Source organism: Knoellia koreensis (assembly GCF_013041615.1).
Taxonomy (GTDB): domain Bacteria; phylum Actinomycetota; class Actinomycetes; order Actinomycetales; family Dermatophilaceae; genus Pedococcus; species Pedococcus koreensis.
This window is the reverse complement of sequence record NZ_JABEPQ010000003.1, coordinates 241,542-259,952: the sequence shown is the minus strand read 5'-3', so window position 1 is coordinate 259,952 and position 18,411 is coordinate 241,542. Positions and strand designations below refer to the sequence as shown.

The window sequence follows — 18,411 nt, the reverse complement described above, 5'->3', positions numbered from 1 at the left end:
CAGGGCTCAGAGGCGGATCGTCGTCGTCACGCTCGTGACCGACGGTGTGGTCGGGGTGGAGGAGAAGCCGAACGAGCACGGCGGGTCGACCGGGGCCAACGCCCCCAGGTCGGATCCGCGCCACGTGCCGCGCAACCCGGCGACCCGGTGCTGGTCGACCGCGCCGTACCACTCGCTCCGCCCACCAGCGGCCGAACCACGGGTGCGCACCCCGCGCAGCACCACCCGGGCCACGGGGTCGAGTGCCGCAGCCCACAGGGGACTGGTCGCCAGCCTGGCGGGCGGGATGCGCAGGACCCAGCCGAGCGGCATACGACCACCGACCTCGAGCGCCACGTCGAGCAGGTCAGCGGCGCGCACGCGCCAGCCACCCGACCCCACCTCGGCGACCACCGGACCCACGACGACCTCGTCGAAGACGTAGGTGGCGGAGACGAACTCGGCCACCTCGTCCGTCGGCGCGAGCAGCGTGCGGTGCCCGGTCGCGTCCTGCAGCATCACGTCTGCGAACGCGCCGAACGGGGACTCGCGCCAGCGCCCCACCACCAACCGCACGCCGGACGTCGTGCCGGCCCCGGCGATCTCTCCGGTGAAGCGCAGCAGGCCTTCGCGCGGCACGGCTCAGCGGTGGGAGGGCTTGGCGAGGAAGACCACCACGACCAGGCCGATCACGAGCACCCCTGCCGGCAGCAGCATGGCCTGCGACATGGCGGTCGCGAAGCCGTCGGCGACCTGCGGCGGCAGCTTCACCCCGGCGGTCCCGGCCATGCCACCGGACCCGGCCGCGGCGTCGCCGAGGTTGGCGCGCAGACGGGCCTCGATGACCGCCGCGATGGCGGCCGAGCCGAGGACCGCGCCGACCTGGCGGGTCGTGTTGTAGATGCCGGAGCCCGCACCGGCCGAGGCGAGCGGCAGGTTGCGGGTCGCGGTCGCCGCGAGCGGCGCGAACATCGTCGAGGTGCCGAGGCCCACGAGCGCCATCGGGCCGAGCAGGTGCCACGCGGGCGCACCGGCCGTCATCGACCGGCTCAGCCACCAGAAGGCCAGCACCCCGACGACGAACCCGAAGGTCGTGATCACCCGAGGGTGCATGCGGTCGACGAGCCGCCCCACGAACGGCGCCACGATGACCGACACGACCGCCGTGGGCACGGTGAGCAGGGCTGCCCGGGTCGGGCTGAGTCCGAGCACCAGCTGGGCGAAGAGCGTGAATGGGAAGGCGAAGGCCGTGATTGCGAAACCGACCGTCGTGATGGCGAGGTTGGACAGCGAGAAGTTGCGGTCGCGAAAGATGCCCAACGGCACCAACGGTTCCCGCTTGATCCGGCTCTGCCACCAGACGAAGACCACCATGACGATGATGCCGGCGGCGATGAGCCGCTTGACCGTGATGAACCCGGTGATCGTGCCCCAGTCGTAGGTCTCGCCCTCCTGGATGCCGAAGACGAGCAGGAACATGCCGACCGCCGACAACGCCACCCCCACCAGGTCGAAGGAGTGCGAGTGGGTCTGGAGGGTCGGCACCAGCCGCCACGCGAGCGCGAACGCGATGAGCCCCACCGGCACGTTGATGAAGAAGATCCACTCCCACCCGGGGCCGTCGACGAGCACGCCACCGAGCAGCGGCCCCACGAGCGTCGCAACACCGGCAGTGGCTCCCCAGAGCGACATCGCCTGCCCGCGCGACGCCGCCGGGAACGTCCGCGTGATCACGGTCATCGTCTGCGGCGTCATCATCGAGGCGCCCAGTCCCTGCACCACGCGCGCGATGACGAGCTCGGTGATGCTGCCCGTCAGCCCGCACCACAGCGATGCCAGCGTGAAGACGGCGAGCCCGGCGAGGTAGAGGTTCTTGGGCCCCACCCGGTCGCCGAGCCGGCCCGTGATCAGCAACGGCACGGCATACGCCAACAGGTAGGCACTGGTGACCCACAGCACCGAGTCGACGCCCGCGTCGAGCCCGCGCATGATCGCCGGAGTCGCGATCGACACGATGGTCGAGTCGACGAGGATCATGAAGAAGCCGATGACCATGGCCCACAGCGCCGGCCAGGGCCGGTACCCGTCGGGAAGGTCGGTGCCGGGACGGGTCGCGGTGGTGGGGTCGGCCATGGGGCAACCGTATTGCCGCCCGCCGACGTCGCGGCACCCCTACGCTGCGTGAGGTGAGCCATGCCGTCGGCGCCGCCGGTCGCCTCCCGGAGGGTCCCCGGGGCCGCCTCCCCGGCAGGGTCGTGCGCGGGTATGCCGCGGGGTCGGTCGCGACGGGTGCGTTCGGCACCGTGCCCGGCCTGCTCCTGCTGCCGTACCTCACCGACCGGCTCGGGGTCGCGGCCGGGCTCGCGGGCGGGATCGTGTTCCTGCCCAAGGCCTGGGACGTCGTGCTCAACCCGGTCGCGGGGCGCATCAGCGACCACCACGTCTCGGCGGCCGGGCCGCGCCGACCGTTCCTCATCCGGGCCGGGGTGGCGCTCGCGGCCTGTTTCGCGGTGCTGTTCGGCGGCCCGTCGTCGCCGGAGGCGTTGGCGGCGGTCTGGGTGGTCGTGGCCTTCCTCGCGTGTGCCACCGCCTACGCGTTCTTCCAGGTGCCCTACGTCGCGATGCCCGCCGAGATCACCGACGACTACGCCGAACGCACGCGGCTCATGACCTGGCGGGTGGCCGTGCTGGCCTTCGCCATCCTCGTCAGCGGTGCCTCGGCGCCGGCCATCCGCGACGCGGTCGGGCCGGCCCAGGGCTACCGCGTCATGGGGGTCGTGGTGGCGCTGCTGATCCTCGTCGGGGTCGTCGGCGCGTGGCGGGGCACGGCGTCGGCGCCGGTCGGACGCGTCCACCGAACTGGCGGGATGTTGCGCGACCAGCTGCGAATCGTCGCTGGTGCCAAGGACTTTCGCGTCCTGTTGGGCACCTTCGTGCTCCAGGCACTCGCGACCGGGGCGATGCTCGCCGGTGTCGACTACGTGGCCCGGCACGTCCTCGGCAGCTCGTCGGCCTCGACCCTGCTCTTCGTCTGCTTCGTGGCCCCCGCGATCCTCGTGACACCCCTGTGGGAGCGGCTGGGTGCGCGGCGAGGCAAGCGGTGGGGGTATGCCGTGGCGTCGGTCCTGCTGGGCGGTGGCGCGCTCGCGCTGGTGGGCGCCCGGTCCCTGCCCGCGGCCGCGGTCTACCTGGCCGTCGCGGTGGTCGGGGTCGGTTACGCGGGGGCTCAGATGTTCCCGATGGCGATGCTGCCCGACGTCGCAGCGGTCGACGCCGCCCGCACCGGGGAGAACCGCATCGGTGTCTTCACCGGGGTGTGGACCGCCGGCGAGACGCTCGGCCTCGCCCTCGGACCCGGCCTGTATGCCGCGGTGCTCGCCCTCGGCGGGTACGTCTCATCCACCGACTCGACTGCGGCACAACCCGGTTCGGCCGTCATGGCCATCACGCTGGGCTTCTCGCTCGTCCCCGCGGCACTTGTCGCGCTGAGCCTCGTGCTGCTCGCCCGCTACCGTCTCGACGAGGCGGCCGTCCGTGCCGCCAACGCCTCGTCACCCCAGGAGGTCTGACATGGGTCTGCCCGCCGACGAGGTCCGCGCCCGGCTGGAGGCCATGGCCGCGCACGACGTCCCGACCCATGGTGGACGCACCCTTGCCTACGTCTACGACTCCGGCCTCGCGGAGGTGGACGTGCTCGCCCGTGACGCGCTCGCGGCATACGCCTCGAGCAACGGTCTCGACCCCACCGCCTTCCCCAGCCTGCTCGCGATGGAGCAGGACCTCGTGCGGTTCGCCGGCCGGTTGCTCGACGCGCCCGAGGGATTCGTCGGCACGGCGACCAGCGGCGGCACCGAGTCGATCCTGCTCGCGGTGCAGGCGGCCCGCGACGCCCGGCCCGACATCGAGCGACCGCGGATGGTGCTGCCCACCACGGCGCACGCGGCGTTCCACAAGGCCGCGCACTACTTCGGTGTCGAGCCGGTGCTCGTCGACGTCGACCCGGTCAGCTTCCGGGCGGACCCGGCCGCGATGGCCGCCGCGATCGACGACCGCACCGTCCTCGTCGTCGCGAGCGCCCCCTCCTACGCCCATGGTGTCGTCGACGACGTCACCCCGATCGCGGCCGCGGCGGCCACGGCCGGCGTGCGTTGCCACGTCGACGCGTGCATCGGTGGGTGGGTGCTGCCCTACCTGCGCAGTGCCGGGGCGGACGTGCCGCGGTGGACCTTTGCGGTCGAGGGCGTCACGAGCATCTCGGTCGACCTGCACAAGTACGCCTACACCCCCAAGGGCATCTCGCTCCTGCTGCACCGTGATGCCGACCTGCGCCGCCCGCAGTTCTTCGCATCCGCGCAGTGGCCGGGCTACACGATGCTCAACTCGACGACCCAGTCGACGAAGTCGGGCGGTCCGCTCGCGGCAGCCTGGGCGGTCGTCACCCACCTCGGCGACGACGGGTATGCCGCGTTGGCGGCGACCGTGGCGGCGGGGGTGCGGGACCTGATCGAGGGCGTCGCCGCCATACCTCAGCTTTCCGTTGCAGGAGAACCGGACTCGGCCCTCGTCGCCCTGCGCGCCGACGCCACGCTCGACCTGTTCACGTTGGCCGACGAGCTCCTGGCGCGCGGGTGGTACGCCCAGCCACAGCTGTCGTTCCGCGACCAGCCACCCACGCTGCACCTCAGCCTCAGCGCCGCGACGGCGCCACTCGTGCCGGATTTCCTGGCGGCACTGCGGGAGTCGGTGGAGGTCGCCGTCGAGGACGGGCCGGTCGAGGTGCCACCCGAGCTGGTGGCGGCGGTGGCTTCGATCGATCCTGAGACCTTGGACGACGCGGCCTTCGAGGGGCTGCTCCATGTCGCGGGCCTGGCGGGCGCCGACGGCGCGCTCGCGCTGCCGGAGCGGATGGCGCCGGTCAATGCGCTGCTCGACGTGGCGCCACCACGGTTGCGCGAGGCACTACTCGTGGCGTTCCTCGACCGGCTGACCCGGCCCTAGGGGACCACGCTCGCCGGGCGTGGACGCCCACCACCCGAATCGTGAAAGTCGGGGCGGAACCCACGATGTGAGCCGCGGCTCACTTAGGCTCGGGCAATGCCCCGTTCACCTGTCGGCGAACTCGAGACCGAGCTCACGCGGTTGATGCGTCGCGCCCGCAGCGCGCAGCAACGCATCGCGGCCGAGGTGCACCCCGACCTCGACACCGCGGGGTATGCCGTGCTGGTCACCGTCCGTGACCTCACCGAGAGCAGCGGGGGAGTGCGCGGCGGCGAGGTGTCCGACGTGCTGGGGCTGCACAAGTCCACGGCTAGCCGCAACCTCACGACGCTCGAGGAGCTCGGGCTGGTCGAGCGGATCCCCGACCCCGACGACGCCCGCGCCCGCCAGGTGCGGCTCACGACCCAGGGCGCCGAGGCGCTGGAGCGCACCTTCGCCGGACGGCGTGAGCGGCTGCGCTCGCAGGTCGCCGGGTGGGAGCCGCGGGACGTGGCCGAGTTCGCCCGACTGCTGAAGAAGCTCAACGACGGCGCCTCCTGAGCCCTTGGGGACCCGCCCCGCCTGAGCTGGGCATGCCCAGCGAACTTTGGCCCAAAGTTCGCCAGTGCTGGGAACCTTCCCAGCACAGGTGAACTTCTCCCCAAACTTGGCGGCGACTCACGGGGGCGACGTCGGTGCGCCGGTGGGCCGCACGGCATACAAGTTGCATTGAGCAACTAATGGGGATTATGGTTGCGTTCAGCAACCAAAGGAGTCCCATGACCGCCACCGCCACCCGGGCGACGACCACTCCCGTAGACGTCGACGACGTCGCCGCGGTGCTGTCCTCGCTCTCGGCGCTCATCCGCACGAGCCGCGCGATCGGCCGCCGCCTCCTGGACGAGAGCGGCACCTCCAGCACGCCGCTGGCGGTGCTCAAGGTGCTCGCGCGGGGCGACGGTCACGACCGGCCGGGTGACCTGGCGGTCGCCACAGGCGTGGCTCCGTCGGTCGTGAGCCGAGTCATCGCCCGGCTCGAGGAGGACGGGCTGGTGACGCGTCGCAAGGACGACGTCGACGCCCGCGCCTGCCACATCGCCCTCACCGACGCGGGCACTGCACACCTCGAACACGTCCACCGCGAAGCCGCCGCCCGGCTCGCACCGGAGCTCGCCGGCATACCGGCCGAGGACCTCCACCGGATGCCGCACCTCCTGCAGGAGCTCGAGCAGGCCATCGCCCGCGCCGAGCGCCTCCCCGCCCACCACGCAACGTCCACCACGGAAAGCCACTGATGTCAGCCACTGCTCCCACCGCGACCATTGCGCGCACCCCTGAGGAATCGGGGGAGATGTCGCACCGCGAGATCCTCGAGTCGATGACGGGTCTGCTCGCGGGCCTGTTCACCGCGCTCATCAGCAGCACGATCGTCTCGACCGCCCTGCCCACCATCATCGGCGACCTCAACGGCACCCAGCGTCAGTACACCTGGGTCATCACCGCGTCGCTGCTCGCCACGACCGTCAGCACCCCGATCTGGGGCAAGCTGTCAGACCTGTTCAGCAAGAAGCTGCTCGTGCAGCTGTCCCTCGCCGTCTTCGTCGTCGGCTCGATGGCCGCGGGCCTCGCGCACAGCGTCGGCTTCCTCATCGCCTGCCGCGTCGTCCAGGGCCTCGGCATGGGTGGGCTCACGGCCCTCACCCAGTCGATCATGGGCGCGATGATCGCCCCGCGCGAGCGCGGTCGGTATGCCGGGTACATGGGTGCCGTCATGGCCGTCTCGACCGTGAGTGGTCCCCTCCTGGGTGGCTTCATCGTCGACAGCGGACTCGGCTGGCGCTGGACCTTCTACGTCTGCGTGCCCCTCGCGATCATCGCCATGGTGGTGCTCCAGCGGACGCTCCACATCACGACGCCCAAGCGGATGCCGAAGATCGACTACCTCGGTGCCGTGCTCATCGCGATCACCTCGTCGCTGCCGCTGCTGTGGGTCACCTTCGCCGGCCACGACTTCCCCTGGTGGTCCATGGAGACCGCGTGGTACCTCGGCGGCACGCTCCTCGGCCTGGTGCTCACCATCGCGGTGGAGCTGCGCGCGGCCGAGCCGATCATCCCGATTCGCTTGCTGCGCAACGTGACCACGGCACTGGTCATCATCGCCAGCGTCTCCGTCGGCGTCGCGATGTTCGGCGGCACCACCTTCCTCACGCAGTACTTCCAGGTCTCGCGTGGCTACTCGCCGACCCATGCCGGGCTGCTCACGATCCCGCTCATGGGCGCGCTGCTCGTCGCCTCGACGCTCGGTGGCCGGTACGTCAGCAAGAGCGGTAGGTGGAAGGGCCTGATCGTGGTCGGCGGCGTCTTCCTCACGGCCGGCATGGTCTGGCTCGGTCAGCTCGACCACCAGACGCCGCTGTGGCAGATCGGCACCGCCATGGCGCTACTCGGCATCGGCATGGGGTCGATGATGCAGAACCTCGTCCTCGCCGTGCAGAACTCGGTCGACGTCAAGGACATCGGCGCCGCCTCCGCGAGCATCGCGTTCTTCCGCACGCTCGGTGGTGCGATGGGCGTCTCGGTGCTCGGCGCCATCCTCGCCAACGGTGTCCGCGACAACATCGCGGCAGGGTTGGCCAAGCTCGGCCCGGCGGCCGCGGCTGCAGCCCAGCAGGGCGGCGGTACCGGGACGCTCGACATCAAGGACATGCCCGGCCCGATCCAGGGCATCGTGCGTGCCGCCTACGGCGACGCCACCGGGCACATCTTCCTCATCGGCGCGGTCTTTGCCGCAATCGCTTTCGTGGCAGTCCTTTTCGTCCGCGAGACCGAGCTCCGCACGACCGTCTCGATGTCGGAGGAGGTCGCCGCCAACGCGGAGGCCGCCGCGGGTGCCAGCGCGCCCACCGACGCCGCAACAGTGGCGGCGCTGGCCGACGAGTCGCCCCTCGCACCTGAGCCTGGGCCCGGCCGGCAGCCCCAGGTCCAGGACGTCGATGTGCGCGAACCCGGCGTGCGGGTGCTCGACCAGGGCTCGTCGCCGCGCGAGGCTGAGGAGCTGACCGCGCTCGCGGCGCTCGACGTGCTCGCTTCGGCCGAGCTCGACGTGCGTGGCTCGTCGCAGGCGGGTCAGCGGGCGCTCGACGAGGCCAAGGACCTGGTACGCGCACTCGGGCGTGACGTCGACGCGGCGCTCGGGCAGTTCCACGTGCAGCTCGAGCGGGTGCTCGAAGGGCTCGAGCAGCCCCAGGGCCGGCACGCCGGTGAGCCGGCGTCCGAGCCGATGCACGATCTGGAGTTCACGCTGCTGCGCAGCTCGCAGTCGACGGCCGACCGCGTGGTCGCGGCCGCCCACGCCGAGGCGGAGCAGATCATCGCCGCCGCGCGGCTGGAAGCCACCCGCCGCGTCAACGACTGAGCACCTCCGCGGCTCGAGGTGACCCGCCGGCCCCGGTTGGCGGCCGATCACCTCGAACCGCGGGATGCCGTGGGAGAGCGCGGGACAGCGTCGGCCTCGGCGCGTCGTGAGATGGCCCACGGCGCCGGAGGGTGGCCGTGGTTACCGATCGGTAACTAGGCTGCGGGGATGGCTACGACCCTGGCAGGCAAGACGATCCTCATGTCCGGCGGGAGCAGGGGCATCGGCCTCGCGATCGCCGAGCGAGCCGCCCGCGACGGCGCCAACATCACGCTCATCGCCAAGACCGACCAGCCCGACCCGCGCCTGGCCGGCACGATCCACACCGCGGCCGAGGCGATCGAGCAGGCCGGCGGCCGGGCGCTCGCCGTCGTCGGCGACATCCGCGACGACGCGACCATCGCCGAGGCGGTGGAGCGAACGGTGGGCGAGTTCGGCGGGATCGACATCGTGGTCAACAACGCCAGCGTGCTCAACCTCAGCGGCACCGCGCAGCTCGAGCCCAAGCGCTACGACCTCATGCAGGACGTCAACGTCCGCGGCACCTTCATGCTCACCCGGGCCGCGATCCCGCACCTGCTCGCCAGCCCGGACCCGAAGGTCCTCACCCTCAGCCCGCCCATCAACCTGGACCCGCGCTGGTTTGCCGGCCACCCGGCATACACCATGGCAAAGTATGGAATGACCCTCGCCGCAACGGGATTCGCACACGAGCTGGGCCAGAAGGGTGTCTCGTCCACGTGTCTGTGGCCGGCCACCCTGGTCGCGACGGACGCCATCGGCAACCTGCCCGGCGGCGACCAGATGGTGGCGGCCAGCCGCAGGCCCGACATCGTCGCCGACGCCGCCTACGAGGTGCTCACCACCGGGGGTCAGGCGCTCAACGGGCGCACGCTCATCGACGAGGAGCTGCTGCGCGAGCGCGGGGCCACCGACTTCGCGGTCTACTCCATGACGGGCCGGGACGAGGGCCTGGCCCCAGACCTGTTCCTCTGAACATTCCCGTCAACAGCACAAACGTCCTATACGGCCTACCGGCGCGTAGTCCTTTTGGCCACCCGGTCTCCCTCCTACGGTCGGACTCGGGTTCAGCGCCGGATGAATTTTATGCCGGTTTTGTGCCTCTGTGGGGCTGATGAGGCGGTGCGCGCACTTGGTCGCGAGGGCCGGAAATGCCCTCGCACAGGGCCTCTGACCTGCGGTTTTGCCCTTTCGTGAGGCGCTCGGCGGGAGCTTGACGCATAGATAGTTGAACGCTCAGCCAGGTGATTGCTCTTTACCAAGTCTTTACCGACTCTTGGCGCCGTGAGGAAACACCAGTGGGGGGCCGGCCAACGTCGGCCCGCGCCGACCCGAGTGGGGCGCGCCGATGCGCGGCGTTCCGGCGTGCGTCGAGTCGTGGCGGCGCGCACGGTCGTCGCAGCCGGTCTGGCGTTCCTCTGGGTTCTCGTCGCGGCGCTGTCCAGCCCCAGCATCGACGTCCTCGCACCGGCGATGGCCGCGAATCCGACCACGTCGGCCGACGGTCGGCTCAGCCTCGGCGTGACCGCCACCCCGTCGACCGTCACCCAGGGCGGGTCGGTGACGTACACCTACACCGTCAAGAACCTCACGGCCGGTACCACGCTGCGTCCCGGCAGCCCGGCGATCAACGACCCGAGCTGCTCGCCGATCACCCCGACGGCGACCAACCTGGCGCCCGGCGCATCGCAGACGTTCACCTGCACGACGACCCGGAACCAGACCACCACGTCGACGGCGTCGGCCCGCTACACGTACACGTACACCTGCAACGTCTTCTTCACCTGCACCGGCACCTCGACCGTGTCCCAGGCCGTCACGGTGCAGGTCACGGCGACCTCGCTGGTGCCGATCGACTGCACGAGCCCGACCTTCTGGGTCGCCCAGAACAAGCCGACCACCAACCCGTACACGACGCTGTTCCAGCAGTACACGACGTCGACGTCGTCCGACTTCATCCCGGCGGACAGCCAGACCACGTGGGGCTACAACGCACTGGCCTACAACCCCGCGGACCACTACCTCTACGCCGTCTCGAACTGGAACTCCGGCAGCGTCACCCTGGCCAACCACCTGCTCCGCATCGACGGCTCCGGCACCATCCAGGACCTCGGCGCGATCGACAACATCGCCACTGCCGACAGGGCGGCGGGCACCCTGACGGGGACCGGGGGCATCAACGCCGGTGCCATCTCGGGCGGCGACTTCTACTTCTCCAACATGAGCACGACCGGGGCGATCTACACGATCAACCTCGCCTCGGTCCCCGCCGTGCCCAGCGTGCCGCCAGCCAACGTCTCGGCGACGAAGTTCTACGACGGCTCGGCCATCCCCCGGACAAACGACTTCGCCTTCGTCGACAGCAAGCTCTACGGCATCAACAACAGCAGCTCCACCCTCTACGCCTTCGACACGACCACGAAGACCTGGAGCTCCGTTGCCAACACCGGACTGCCCAGCGACATCTACGGTGCGGCGTGGACCTACGGCAACGGCAACCTCGGCTTCGACGCCAACACCCAGAACAAGATGGCCCAGGTCACCACCGCCGGCGCCGTGGTCAGCAGCCGCACCGGCCCGACCTCGGGCAACAACGACGGCGCCAGCTGCGTCGACAACAACAATGTCGACCTGGCCGTGCTCAAGACCGCCACGCCCACCGTGGCGCCGAGCGGCACAGTGACCTTCACCCTCACCGTCACGAACAACGGCCCCGGGATCTCCTCCGGCGGCTTCGTCACCGACGTGGTCCCGTCCGCCTACACCGGAGTCACAGTCGACAAGACCGCGTACCCGAACTGCGCGGTCTCCGGCAACACGGTCACCTGCCAGAACGGTGTCCTCAACCCAGGCGACAGCTACGACGTCCAGATCACCGCCAAGGCCCCCGGCACGACCCAGTGCATCACCAACTCCGCGACGGTGACCGGCAGCAACGAGGCCGACCCGGTGCCGGCCAACAACACCTCGAGTGCCCAGACGTGCATCTCTGACGCCAAGATCGACGTGGCCAAGGCGGCAGGCGGCGCCACGGTCACCGGTCCGGACGGGAACGGCAACTACACCGCGTCCTACACGGTGACCGTGAGGAACACGGGCACCGGAACCATCGCGGGACTGTACGGCCCGCTCGTGGACACCCCTGCCTTCAGCAGCGGCGTCTCCATCGTGAGCTTCAGCTGGGCCGGTGGGCCGACCGGCGCCCCTGCGACCGCGGTCACCGCCGACGCGACGGGCAGCTACACCTTCGGCACGGCCGGGACCTCGATCAACTCAGGTGGCGTGCACATCTACACGGTGACCGTGGTCGTCAAGCAGGCACCGACCGCGTCCTCCACGCTCACCCTGTGTAACGGGACCGCCGGCAACGGTCTCTACAACACGGTGGGCGCCGACGGCGAGAGTGCCAGCGCGTCCACGACCAACAACAGCGCGTGCGTCAACCCGGCCCCCGCCATCAACGTGGTCAAGAACGTGCGTCTCGCCTCCGGGTCGGGCAACGGGGTCGACAGCCTCACCGTCAACCGGGGTGACCAGGTCGTCTACGTGTATGCCGTGTCGTTGCCAACCGGGTACACCGAGCCCGTCAGGACCGTCACGGTCACCGACGACAAGCTGGGCTCCATCTCGGGCCTCGCGTCACCGGCCGGCTACAAGTCCGGCGACACCAACACCAACAACCAGCTCGACCCGGGCGAGACGTGGCTCTACTGGTCGGCCGCCACCGCGCCCGCGAACAGCGTCGACAACGTCGGCACCGCCACCGGCACGGGCCTCACCACCAACCGTTCCGCGACCGCCACCGACACGGCCCACCTCACGGTCCTGTTCCCGACGCTCGACGTCGCCAAGACGGCTGGGGCACTGACCGGGCCGGACGCGAACGGCGTCTACACCGCGGCATACACAGTCACGGTCTCCAACACCGGCACCGGCGCGGGCAGCTATGGGCCCGTCACCGACACCCTCGGCTTCGACCCGAACCTCACGCCGAAGACCGCCACCTGGACCAAGGGCGCCGCGACGGGCACGACGACGTTCGGGGCGACCGGCCCCTTCACCTTCACGGTGGGGCCGAACGGCACCACCGCGCTCGCCGCGGGGGCGACTGACACGTATGCCGTGTCCGTCACCTTCACCTACAGCGGCGCCTCCGCTGCGGCCCTGTGTGGCGGCCCGGGCACCGGGCTCTACAACTCCGTGGCGCTACCGACCGGCCAGGAGTCGAACACCTCCAACAACAGTGCATGCACTGCGCCGCCGCCGCGGTTCGGCATCCAGAAGCTCGCCCAGGGTGGCACCGCGGGTGGCACGGGCACGAGCGTGCAGACCGCCGCAGACGGCACAGCCTCAGTCACCTACACGGTCATCGTGACCAACACCGGCAGCGTCGCCGCAAAGCACCCGGCGATCACCGACTCCGTCACTCTCCCCACGGGTTTCGCGGTCACGTCGGTGACCGTCGGCGGCACGGCGCAGACCCTCACGGGGGGCTCGTTCGCCATCCCGGCCTCGGCGGCAACCATCGCGCCCGGTGGGACGGCCAGCTACAGCATCGTCGTCAACGGCAAGGCCGCTGACCTCACCGCCGTCGACTGGACCAAGGCGGCCACCTGCAACACCACCGGCGGTGGAACGCCCTCGGCCGGCGGGTTCTTCAACCTGGTGTCGATGGTGGGTGACTCCGACGGGTCGGCCAACAACGACGCCTGTGCGCCGGTGACGAAGCCGACCCAGGTCGTCAAGGTCAACAAGCTCGGCACCACCTGCGCCGGTGGTGCGACCACCTGCCCGCTGCCCGGCGCGACGTTCGCCATCTACGCCACCGACCCGAGCCAGGCGGGCGCGACCCCGATCGCGAACGGCATCACCGCCGACGTCACCGGCGGTGCCGCCTTCACCTCGGCCGCCCTGGCCTACCCCGGCACCTACTGGCTGGTGGAGACCAAGTCGCCGGGCGGGTACGAGCTGCTGGCCCAGCCGATCCGCTTCACCCTCGGCTCGAGTGGCATCACCCTCGTGGGCGCGCCCACCAGCGTCATGCTCGCCCCGGGCAGCACCACGACCATCCAGGTCGTCGACAGCAAGGCCGGCCGACTGCCGGCAGCAGGTGGCCACGGGCCGCTGCGCACCACGCTGCTCGGCCTGCTCATCGTCGCGCTCGGCGCGGCATACACCCGAAGACCATCCGGTCGACGCGCTCCGGGACTCACCTCCTGAGCCGGAGCACACCGGAGACCGGATGGGCCGATAGGGCAAGCAGCCGCGAGACCCCCCGGACAAGTGAATAACGAACAACCACAATCACTTTCAGAAAGGCACGTCCCCATGAGCAAGCGCTCTTACGCCTACGCCGCGGCTGTCCTCGCTGCCGCGACACTGACCCTGGCCCCCGCCACGGTCGCCCTCGCCGACACCGGCAACCCCTACGCCGTCGGCGGTGTCTCCCAGGAGAACACGTCCAACAAGGCCCTCATCAACCCCACCGCCACGGTCCAGCTGAGCATCCACAAGTACCTCGGTGTCCAGACCGGCCAGCCGAACAACGGCACCGAGCAGACGGTCAACCAGCCGCCCCTCCAGGGCGTGAACTTCGACGTCTACCAGGTGTTCTACGACGCCGCGCACACCCAGAAGGTCGACCTCACGACCAACCAGGGCTGGACCGACGCGTCTGCGATCACCGGCTACACCCCGAGCTCGGCCGACATCGCTGCTGGCTCTTTCACGATCAACGGGAAGACCTACTACATCGCCAAGTCGGCCACCGTCACCACCGACGCCTCGGGCTCGGCGACGTTCACCAAGCCGACGGGTGTCGGGTTCTACCTCGTGGCCGAGAACCTGAAGACCTCCGGCACGCTCACCTCGAACGGCACGACGATCGACAAGAGCACGGTCACCCCGGCCGCGCCGTTCTTCGTGACCCTGCCGATGACCAACCCGAGCGACCCGACCCGGTGGATGTACGACGTCAACGTCTACCCGAAGAACCAGTCGGACTCGATCGCCAAGGCCGCCACCGACAAGGGCACCACCACCGGTGACGCCGGCAACACCGGCTCGCACGCGGTCGACTACACCGTCACCAGCTCCATCACCGACGGCACGAACCCGCTCGGCATGTATGTCGTCTACGACGACCTCGACCCGGCCCTCACCTTCACCGGCGCCGACCTCAAGCTGTCGAACGGCACCGCCCTGGTCGCCGGCACCGACTACACCGTCTACACGGCCCCCAACGCAACGACCCCGGCCACGGCATACACCTCCGGCTCGGTCGCGAACGGCCCGCTCGTCACCGTCGTCTTCACCGACGCGGGCCTGGCCAAGCTCGAGGCCAACCGCAGCCTCAACGTCGTCACCACGCTGCACACCACCGTCGGTGCCCTCGACGCGGACGGCGTCATCCCCAACAAGGCCTCGTTCGTCCCCAACCAGAACTGGTGGGACCAGTACGGCACCGCCGGTGTGAACCCGGAGACCCCGGCCACCACGCCGCCCGGCACCGTGCCGGGCACCCCGTCGCCGGTCGTCGAGAGCAAGTACGGCACCGTAGTGGTCGACAAGTACGACCCGCAGAACTCCGGCGCCAACCTGGCCGGTGCGGTCTTCGCGATCTACGCCGACGCCACCCCCGGTGACAACACCTGCTCGGCGAGCGACGTGAGCGGCACGCCGATCAACACCGCCACCATCGGCTCGAACAACAAGGCCACCTTCACCGGCCTGCAGACGTCGAACTTCTACAACGGCGGACCGGTCGCGGACCAGACCAAGTGGCTGTCCTACTGCCTCGTGGAGACCAAGGCGCCGGCCGGCTACAACCTCGACGCCGCGCCGCGCTACATCACGATCGACTACACCACCGGCAGCACTACGGCCCCCGCCTCGGTCACCCAGCGGGTCGCCAACGAGCAGGCCAACTTCGGCAACAGCCTGCCCCTCACGGGTGGTTCCGGCGTCGCGGCGATGAGCGCCCTCGGCCTGCTCCTCGTCGGTGGCGGTGTCGCCTACTCCATGAAGAACCGTCGTCGGGAGGAGCAGGACGCCTGAGTGGTCGCCTGACCACCGAGCCGTCACTGCCCTGACGAGCAAGACCTGGTGGCGGGAAACCCGTTTCCCTCCAAGGGTTTCCCGCCACCAGCACCGCCACCCACCACGGACCACCAAGGACACCTGAGATGACCACCCTGCTCGAGCGACCGGCCCCCGCGCCGGTGCCCGCTGCCCGCGCCCCGCGCCGGCGCAGCGAGTGGCGACACCGCGTGGTGCCGCTGCTGCTCGTGCTGGCGGGCATCGCGGTGATCCTCTACCCGGTGGGGGCGACGTACTGGAACAACTACCACCAGCGCCAGTTCGCCCAGCGCTACCAGGACCAGACGGAGAAGACGGCACCCGTCACTCTGAACGAGGCGCTGGCCAAGGCGGAGCAGTACAACGCGGCCCTCCCGCCCGGCCAGCTCCAGGACCCCTGGAAGCCGGAGCAGGCCGCCACCAACGCCCAGCACCGCGCCTACCTCGCCCAGCTGAACCTCTTCGACGCGATGGCGCGCATCCGCATCCCGTCCATCAAGGTCGACCTGCCCGTCTACCACGGCACCAGCGACGAGACCCTCGCCCGCGGCATCGGCCACCTCTACGGCTCGACCCTTCCGGTCGGCGGCCCCGGCACCCACGCGGTCCTCACGGGGCACAGCTCGCTGGAGAACGCGACGATGTTCGACCACCTGCCCCAGGTGAAGGTCGGCGACCGCTTCTACGTCGACGTCTACGGGCGCACGCTCGCCTACGAGGTCGACCAGGTCAAAGTGGTCCTCCCCGACCAGCTGGGAGACCTCGTGCGAACGCCGGGTGCCGACCAGGTCACCCTCGTCACCTGCACGCCGTATGCCGTGAACACGCACCGCCTGCTCGTGCGCGGTCACCGCGTCGCCTACGACCCCGCCGCGGACCCGACGCGGGTCGCCACCGGCATGGACTGGAGCATCGAGTCGTGGATGTGGCCGCGGCTCATCGGCGCCGGCGTCGGCCTGCTGGTGCTGCTCGTGATGGTCGCCCTGTGGATCCGTGGCGACCGCCGGCGCGCCCGACGCCGTGCGGCGCTGGCGGCAGCCCGCGCGACCAAGAACAACCCGACCACCCCGACCGAAGACGTCTGACGGAGTCCACCGTGCGAACGAGAATGGCACTGCGCTGGGCAGGCATGCTCCTGCTCGCGCTGGCGTGCGAGCTGAGCCTGGCCGTGCCGGCCACGGCCGCGCCGCTCGCAGCTGCGGCGCCCGCGGTTGCGGCGCCCACGGCCGCTCCGTCGGCATTCACCCCCGTCGACCCGACCGAGATCCCGGCCGACGCCACCGGCCGCCTCGTCATCCACAAGCACCTGCAAGCGGGTCTGGACCAGACGGCATACCCGGCGGACGGCACGGCACTCACCCTGCCGGACGAGGCTCGCGCCATCGCGGGCGCGGTCTTCACCGTCACCCGCGTCGACGGTGTCGACGTCCGCACCACCGACGGCTGGAAGCAGGTGCAGGCCTACCAGGAAGACCTCACCGCCGCACGGGCGAACCTCGGCGCCACGGTCAAGGCCGCCCCGACCGGCAGTGACGGCGTCACCGTCGTGGGCGACCTGCCCGTGGGGCTCTACCTGGTCCACGAGGTCGGGGTCATGGGCCCGGGAGGCAGCCCCGACCCCAGCTACCTCGGCGCGGCCGACTTCCTCGTCACGATCCCGATGGTGGCGCCGAGCGGCACGTCGTGGAGCTACGACGTCAACGTCTACCCGAAGAACAGCAAACTCGGCGTGACCAAGACGGTCGCGGACGGCAACGCAGGCGTCGCCGGGCAGGATGCACCGGTCGCCGGACACGTCCTTACCTACACGATCGACGCCGACATACCGCGTGGCGTGGCCCTTCCGGCGTTCGCAGTCAGGGACGACCTCGCGACGGCCGTCGTGCCCGGCAGCAATCCGGTTCGCCACACCAGCGACTACCTCGAGCTGAGTGGGGCTGGGTGGACCGGTGCGGTGACGCTCGCGGTGGTCGGGGCCGCGACGAGCCCGCTCGTGGCCTGCGCGGAGGGCACCACGACAGGTTGCGACTACGTGCTCGAGCGCACGAGCAGCTCGGTGGCCGCGGCCTTCACCGCGTCGGGGCTGACCCGGCTCACCACGCTGTCGGCCTTCGACCCCGGGGCTGTGGTGCGGCTGACGCTCCAGGCCCGCGTGAAGGCGTCGGTCACTGAGACGACCACGATGGCGTCCCGTGAACTGGCCCGCGGCGGTGCCGCTCCTGTGCTCACCCTGCCCAACACGGCGGTTGCCTGCACGACGGGTATGCCGGTCGGCGCCGCGTCTGGGGGCGCGGCACCGTTGGCGTCGGTCGCCTCGTGTGGGGTGGCCAGCAACACGGTGCGCACGGTGTTCTCCACGATGAGGATCCACAAGGTCGCCGCGAGCACAGGGGCCGACCTCGCCGGCGCGCGCTTCACGGCATACCGCACCGAGGCCGACGCCCGCGCCGGTCGCAACCCGGTCGCGGTCTCCGCGCCCACGGACGCCGACGGCATGACCCAGCTTCCCGGGTTGCACGTCAACGACCTCCAGAACGACGGCCCGGCCACCGACAGCTACTGGCTGCTCGAGACGACGGCGCCGACTGGGTACGTCGCCTCGGGCGAGCCCATCCGGGTGCGGGTGCTCCAGGACGGCCGCACGGAGAAGGCCGACGCGACCGGTGGAGTGCGAATCGTCAATGACCCGAGCGGTTCTGCTGACCCTGTCACGGGTGGCGGCACTGTCGAGCACCCCGGCTCGGCCGGCTCGACCGGCTCGGCCGGACCGCTCGCGTTCACCGGTGTCGAGCTGCTCCAGATGCTGCTGCTCGGGTGCGGCCTGCTCGTCGCGGGGCTGGTGCTCGCGTGGTTCGCGCGGCACCGCCGCGACGAGACCGCCGAGGCCGTCTGAGCCGCTCGTCGACTTCTCCCTGCCGGCCACCCCACAGCCGCTCCACTGG

General features: G+C 70.5%; 12 protein-coding genes. 10 read left to right on the top strand and 2 right to left on the bottom strand.

The genetic code is table 11. The features are described 5' to 3' along the window. Positions 1 to 6: 6 nt before the first annotated feature. Positions 7 to 618, bottom strand: coding sequence for a hypothetical protein (locus HJG52_RS14790; RefSeq protein ID WP_346767758.1), 612 nt, complete (start codon positions 616 to 618; stop codon positions 7 to 9). Between the two features lie 3 nt (positions 619 to 621). Beyond that, positions 622 to 2,112, bottom strand: a complete 1,491-nt coding sequence (locus HJG52_RS14785) for a DHA2 family efflux MFS transporter permease subunit (RefSeq protein ID WP_171244386.1) — start codon at positions 2,110 to 2,112, stop codon at positions 622 to 624. Between the two features lie 53 nt (positions 2,113 to 2,165). On the opposite strand from HJG52_RS14785, the gene HJG52_RS14780 reads away from it, so the two are divergent. From HJG52_RS14780 to HJG52_RS14735, 10 genes are all read left to right on the top strand, one after another. Further along, positions 2,166 to 3,548, top strand: coding sequence for an MFS transporter (locus HJG52_RS14780; protein WP_171244385.1), 1,383 nt, complete (start codon positions 2,166 to 2,168; stop codon positions 3,546 to 3,548). A gap of 1 nt (position 3,549) precedes the next feature. Then, positions 3,550 to 4,977, top strand: coding sequence for a pyridoxal phosphate-dependent decarboxylase family protein (locus HJG52_RS14775; protein WP_171244384.1), 1,428 nt, complete (start codon positions 3,550 to 3,552; stop codon positions 4,975 to 4,977). A gap of 96 nt (positions 4,978 to 5,073) precedes the next feature. Further along, positions 5,074 to 5,517, top strand: a complete 444-nt coding sequence (locus HJG52_RS14770; RefSeq protein ID WP_171244383.1) for a MarR family winged helix-turn-helix transcriptional regulator — start codon at positions 5,074 to 5,076, stop codon at positions 5,515 to 5,517. Positions 5,518 to 5,735: 218 nt separating this feature from the next. After that, positions 5,736 to 6,251 carry a MarR family winged helix-turn-helix transcriptional regulator gene (locus HJG52_RS14765; protein ID WP_171244382.1) on the top strand — a complete coding sequence of 172 codons (516 nt, stop codon included), beginning with the start codon at positions 5,736 to 5,738 and terminating at the stop codon, positions 6,249 to 6,251. Then, positions 6,251 to 8,371, top strand: a complete 2,121-nt coding sequence (locus HJG52_RS14760; protein ID WP_206070852.1) for an MDR family MFS transporter — start codon at positions 6,251 to 6,253, stop codon at positions 8,369 to 8,371. Before HJG52_RS14765 ends, HJG52_RS14760 begins: the two co-directional genes overlap by 1 nt. Positions 8,372 to 8,539: 168 nt before the next feature. Next, complete coding sequence (locus HJG52_RS14755) at positions 8,540 to 9,367, top strand: SDR family oxidoreductase (RefSeq protein ID WP_171244381.1); 828 nt, start codon at positions 8,540 to 8,542, stop codon at positions 9,365 to 9,367. 390 nt (positions 9,368 to 9,757) lie between these two features. Beyond that, the gene (locus HJG52_RS14750) at positions 9,758 to 13,612 is read left to right on the top strand and encodes a DUF6923 family protein (RefSeq protein ID WP_171244380.1); all 3,855 of its coding nucleotides are present in this window, start codon (positions 9,758 to 9,760) and stop codon (positions 13,610 to 13,612) included. A 108-nt stretch (positions 13,613 to 13,720) separates the two neighbouring features. Beyond that, positions 13,721 to 15,448 carry a SpaH/EbpB family LPXTG-anchored major pilin gene (locus HJG52_RS14745; protein WP_171244379.1) on the top strand — a complete coding sequence of 576 codons (1,728 nt, stop codon included), beginning with the start codon at positions 13,721 to 13,723 and terminating at the stop codon, positions 15,446 to 15,448. A gap of 128 nt (positions 15,449 to 15,576) precedes the next feature. Next, the gene (locus HJG52_RS14740) at positions 15,577 to 16,554 is read left to right on the top strand and encodes a class C sortase (protein ID WP_171244378.1); all 978 of its coding nucleotides are present in this window, start codon (positions 15,577 to 15,579) and stop codon (positions 16,552 to 16,554) included. A 23-nt stretch (positions 16,555 to 16,577) separates the two neighbouring features. After that, complete coding sequence (locus HJG52_RS14735; RefSeq protein ID WP_171244377.1) at positions 16,578 to 18,362, top strand: SpaH/EbpB family LPXTG-anchored major pilin; 1,785 nt, start codon at positions 16,578 to 16,580, stop codon at positions 18,360 to 18,362. Positions 18,363 to 18,411: the final 49 nt, after the last annotated feature.

Bases quoted from the DNA above. Each gene is read 5' to 3' on its own strand.
- HJG52_RS14785 (WP_171244386.1), bottom strand. From the start codon at position 2,112: ATGGCCGACCCCACCACCGCGACCCGTCCCGGCACCGACCTTCCCGAC.
- HJG52_RS14775 (WP_171244384.1), top strand. From the start codon at position 3,550: ATGGGTCTGCCCGCCGACGAGGTCCGCGCCCGGCTGGAGGCCATGGCC.
- HJG52_RS14770 (WP_171244383.1), top strand. From the start codon at position 5,074: ATGCCCCGTTCACCTGTCGGCGAACTCGAGACCGAGCTCACGCGGTTG.
- HJG52_RS14765 (WP_171244382.1), top strand. From the start codon at position 5,736: ATGACCGCCACCGCCACCCGGGCGACGACCACTCCCGTAGACGTCGAC.
- HJG52_RS14760 (WP_206070852.1), top strand. From the start codon at position 6,251: ATGTCAGCCACTGCTCCCACCGCGACCATTGCGCGCACCCCTGAGGAA.
- HJG52_RS14755 (WP_171244381.1), top strand. From the start codon at position 8,540: ATGGCTACGACCCTGGCAGGCAAGACGATCCTCATGTCCGGCGGGAGC.
- HJG52_RS14745 (WP_171244379.1), top strand. From the start codon at position 13,721: ATGAGCAAGCGCTCTTACGCCTACGCCGCGGCTGTCCTCGCTGCCGCG.
- HJG52_RS14740 (WP_171244378.1), top strand. From the start codon at position 15,577: ATGACCACCCTGCTCGAGCGACCGGCCCCCGCGCCGGTGCCCGCTGCC.
- HJG52_RS14735 (WP_171244377.1), top strand. From the start codon at position 16,578: ATGGCACTGCGCTGGGCAGGCATGCTCCTGCTCGCGCTGGCGTGCGAG.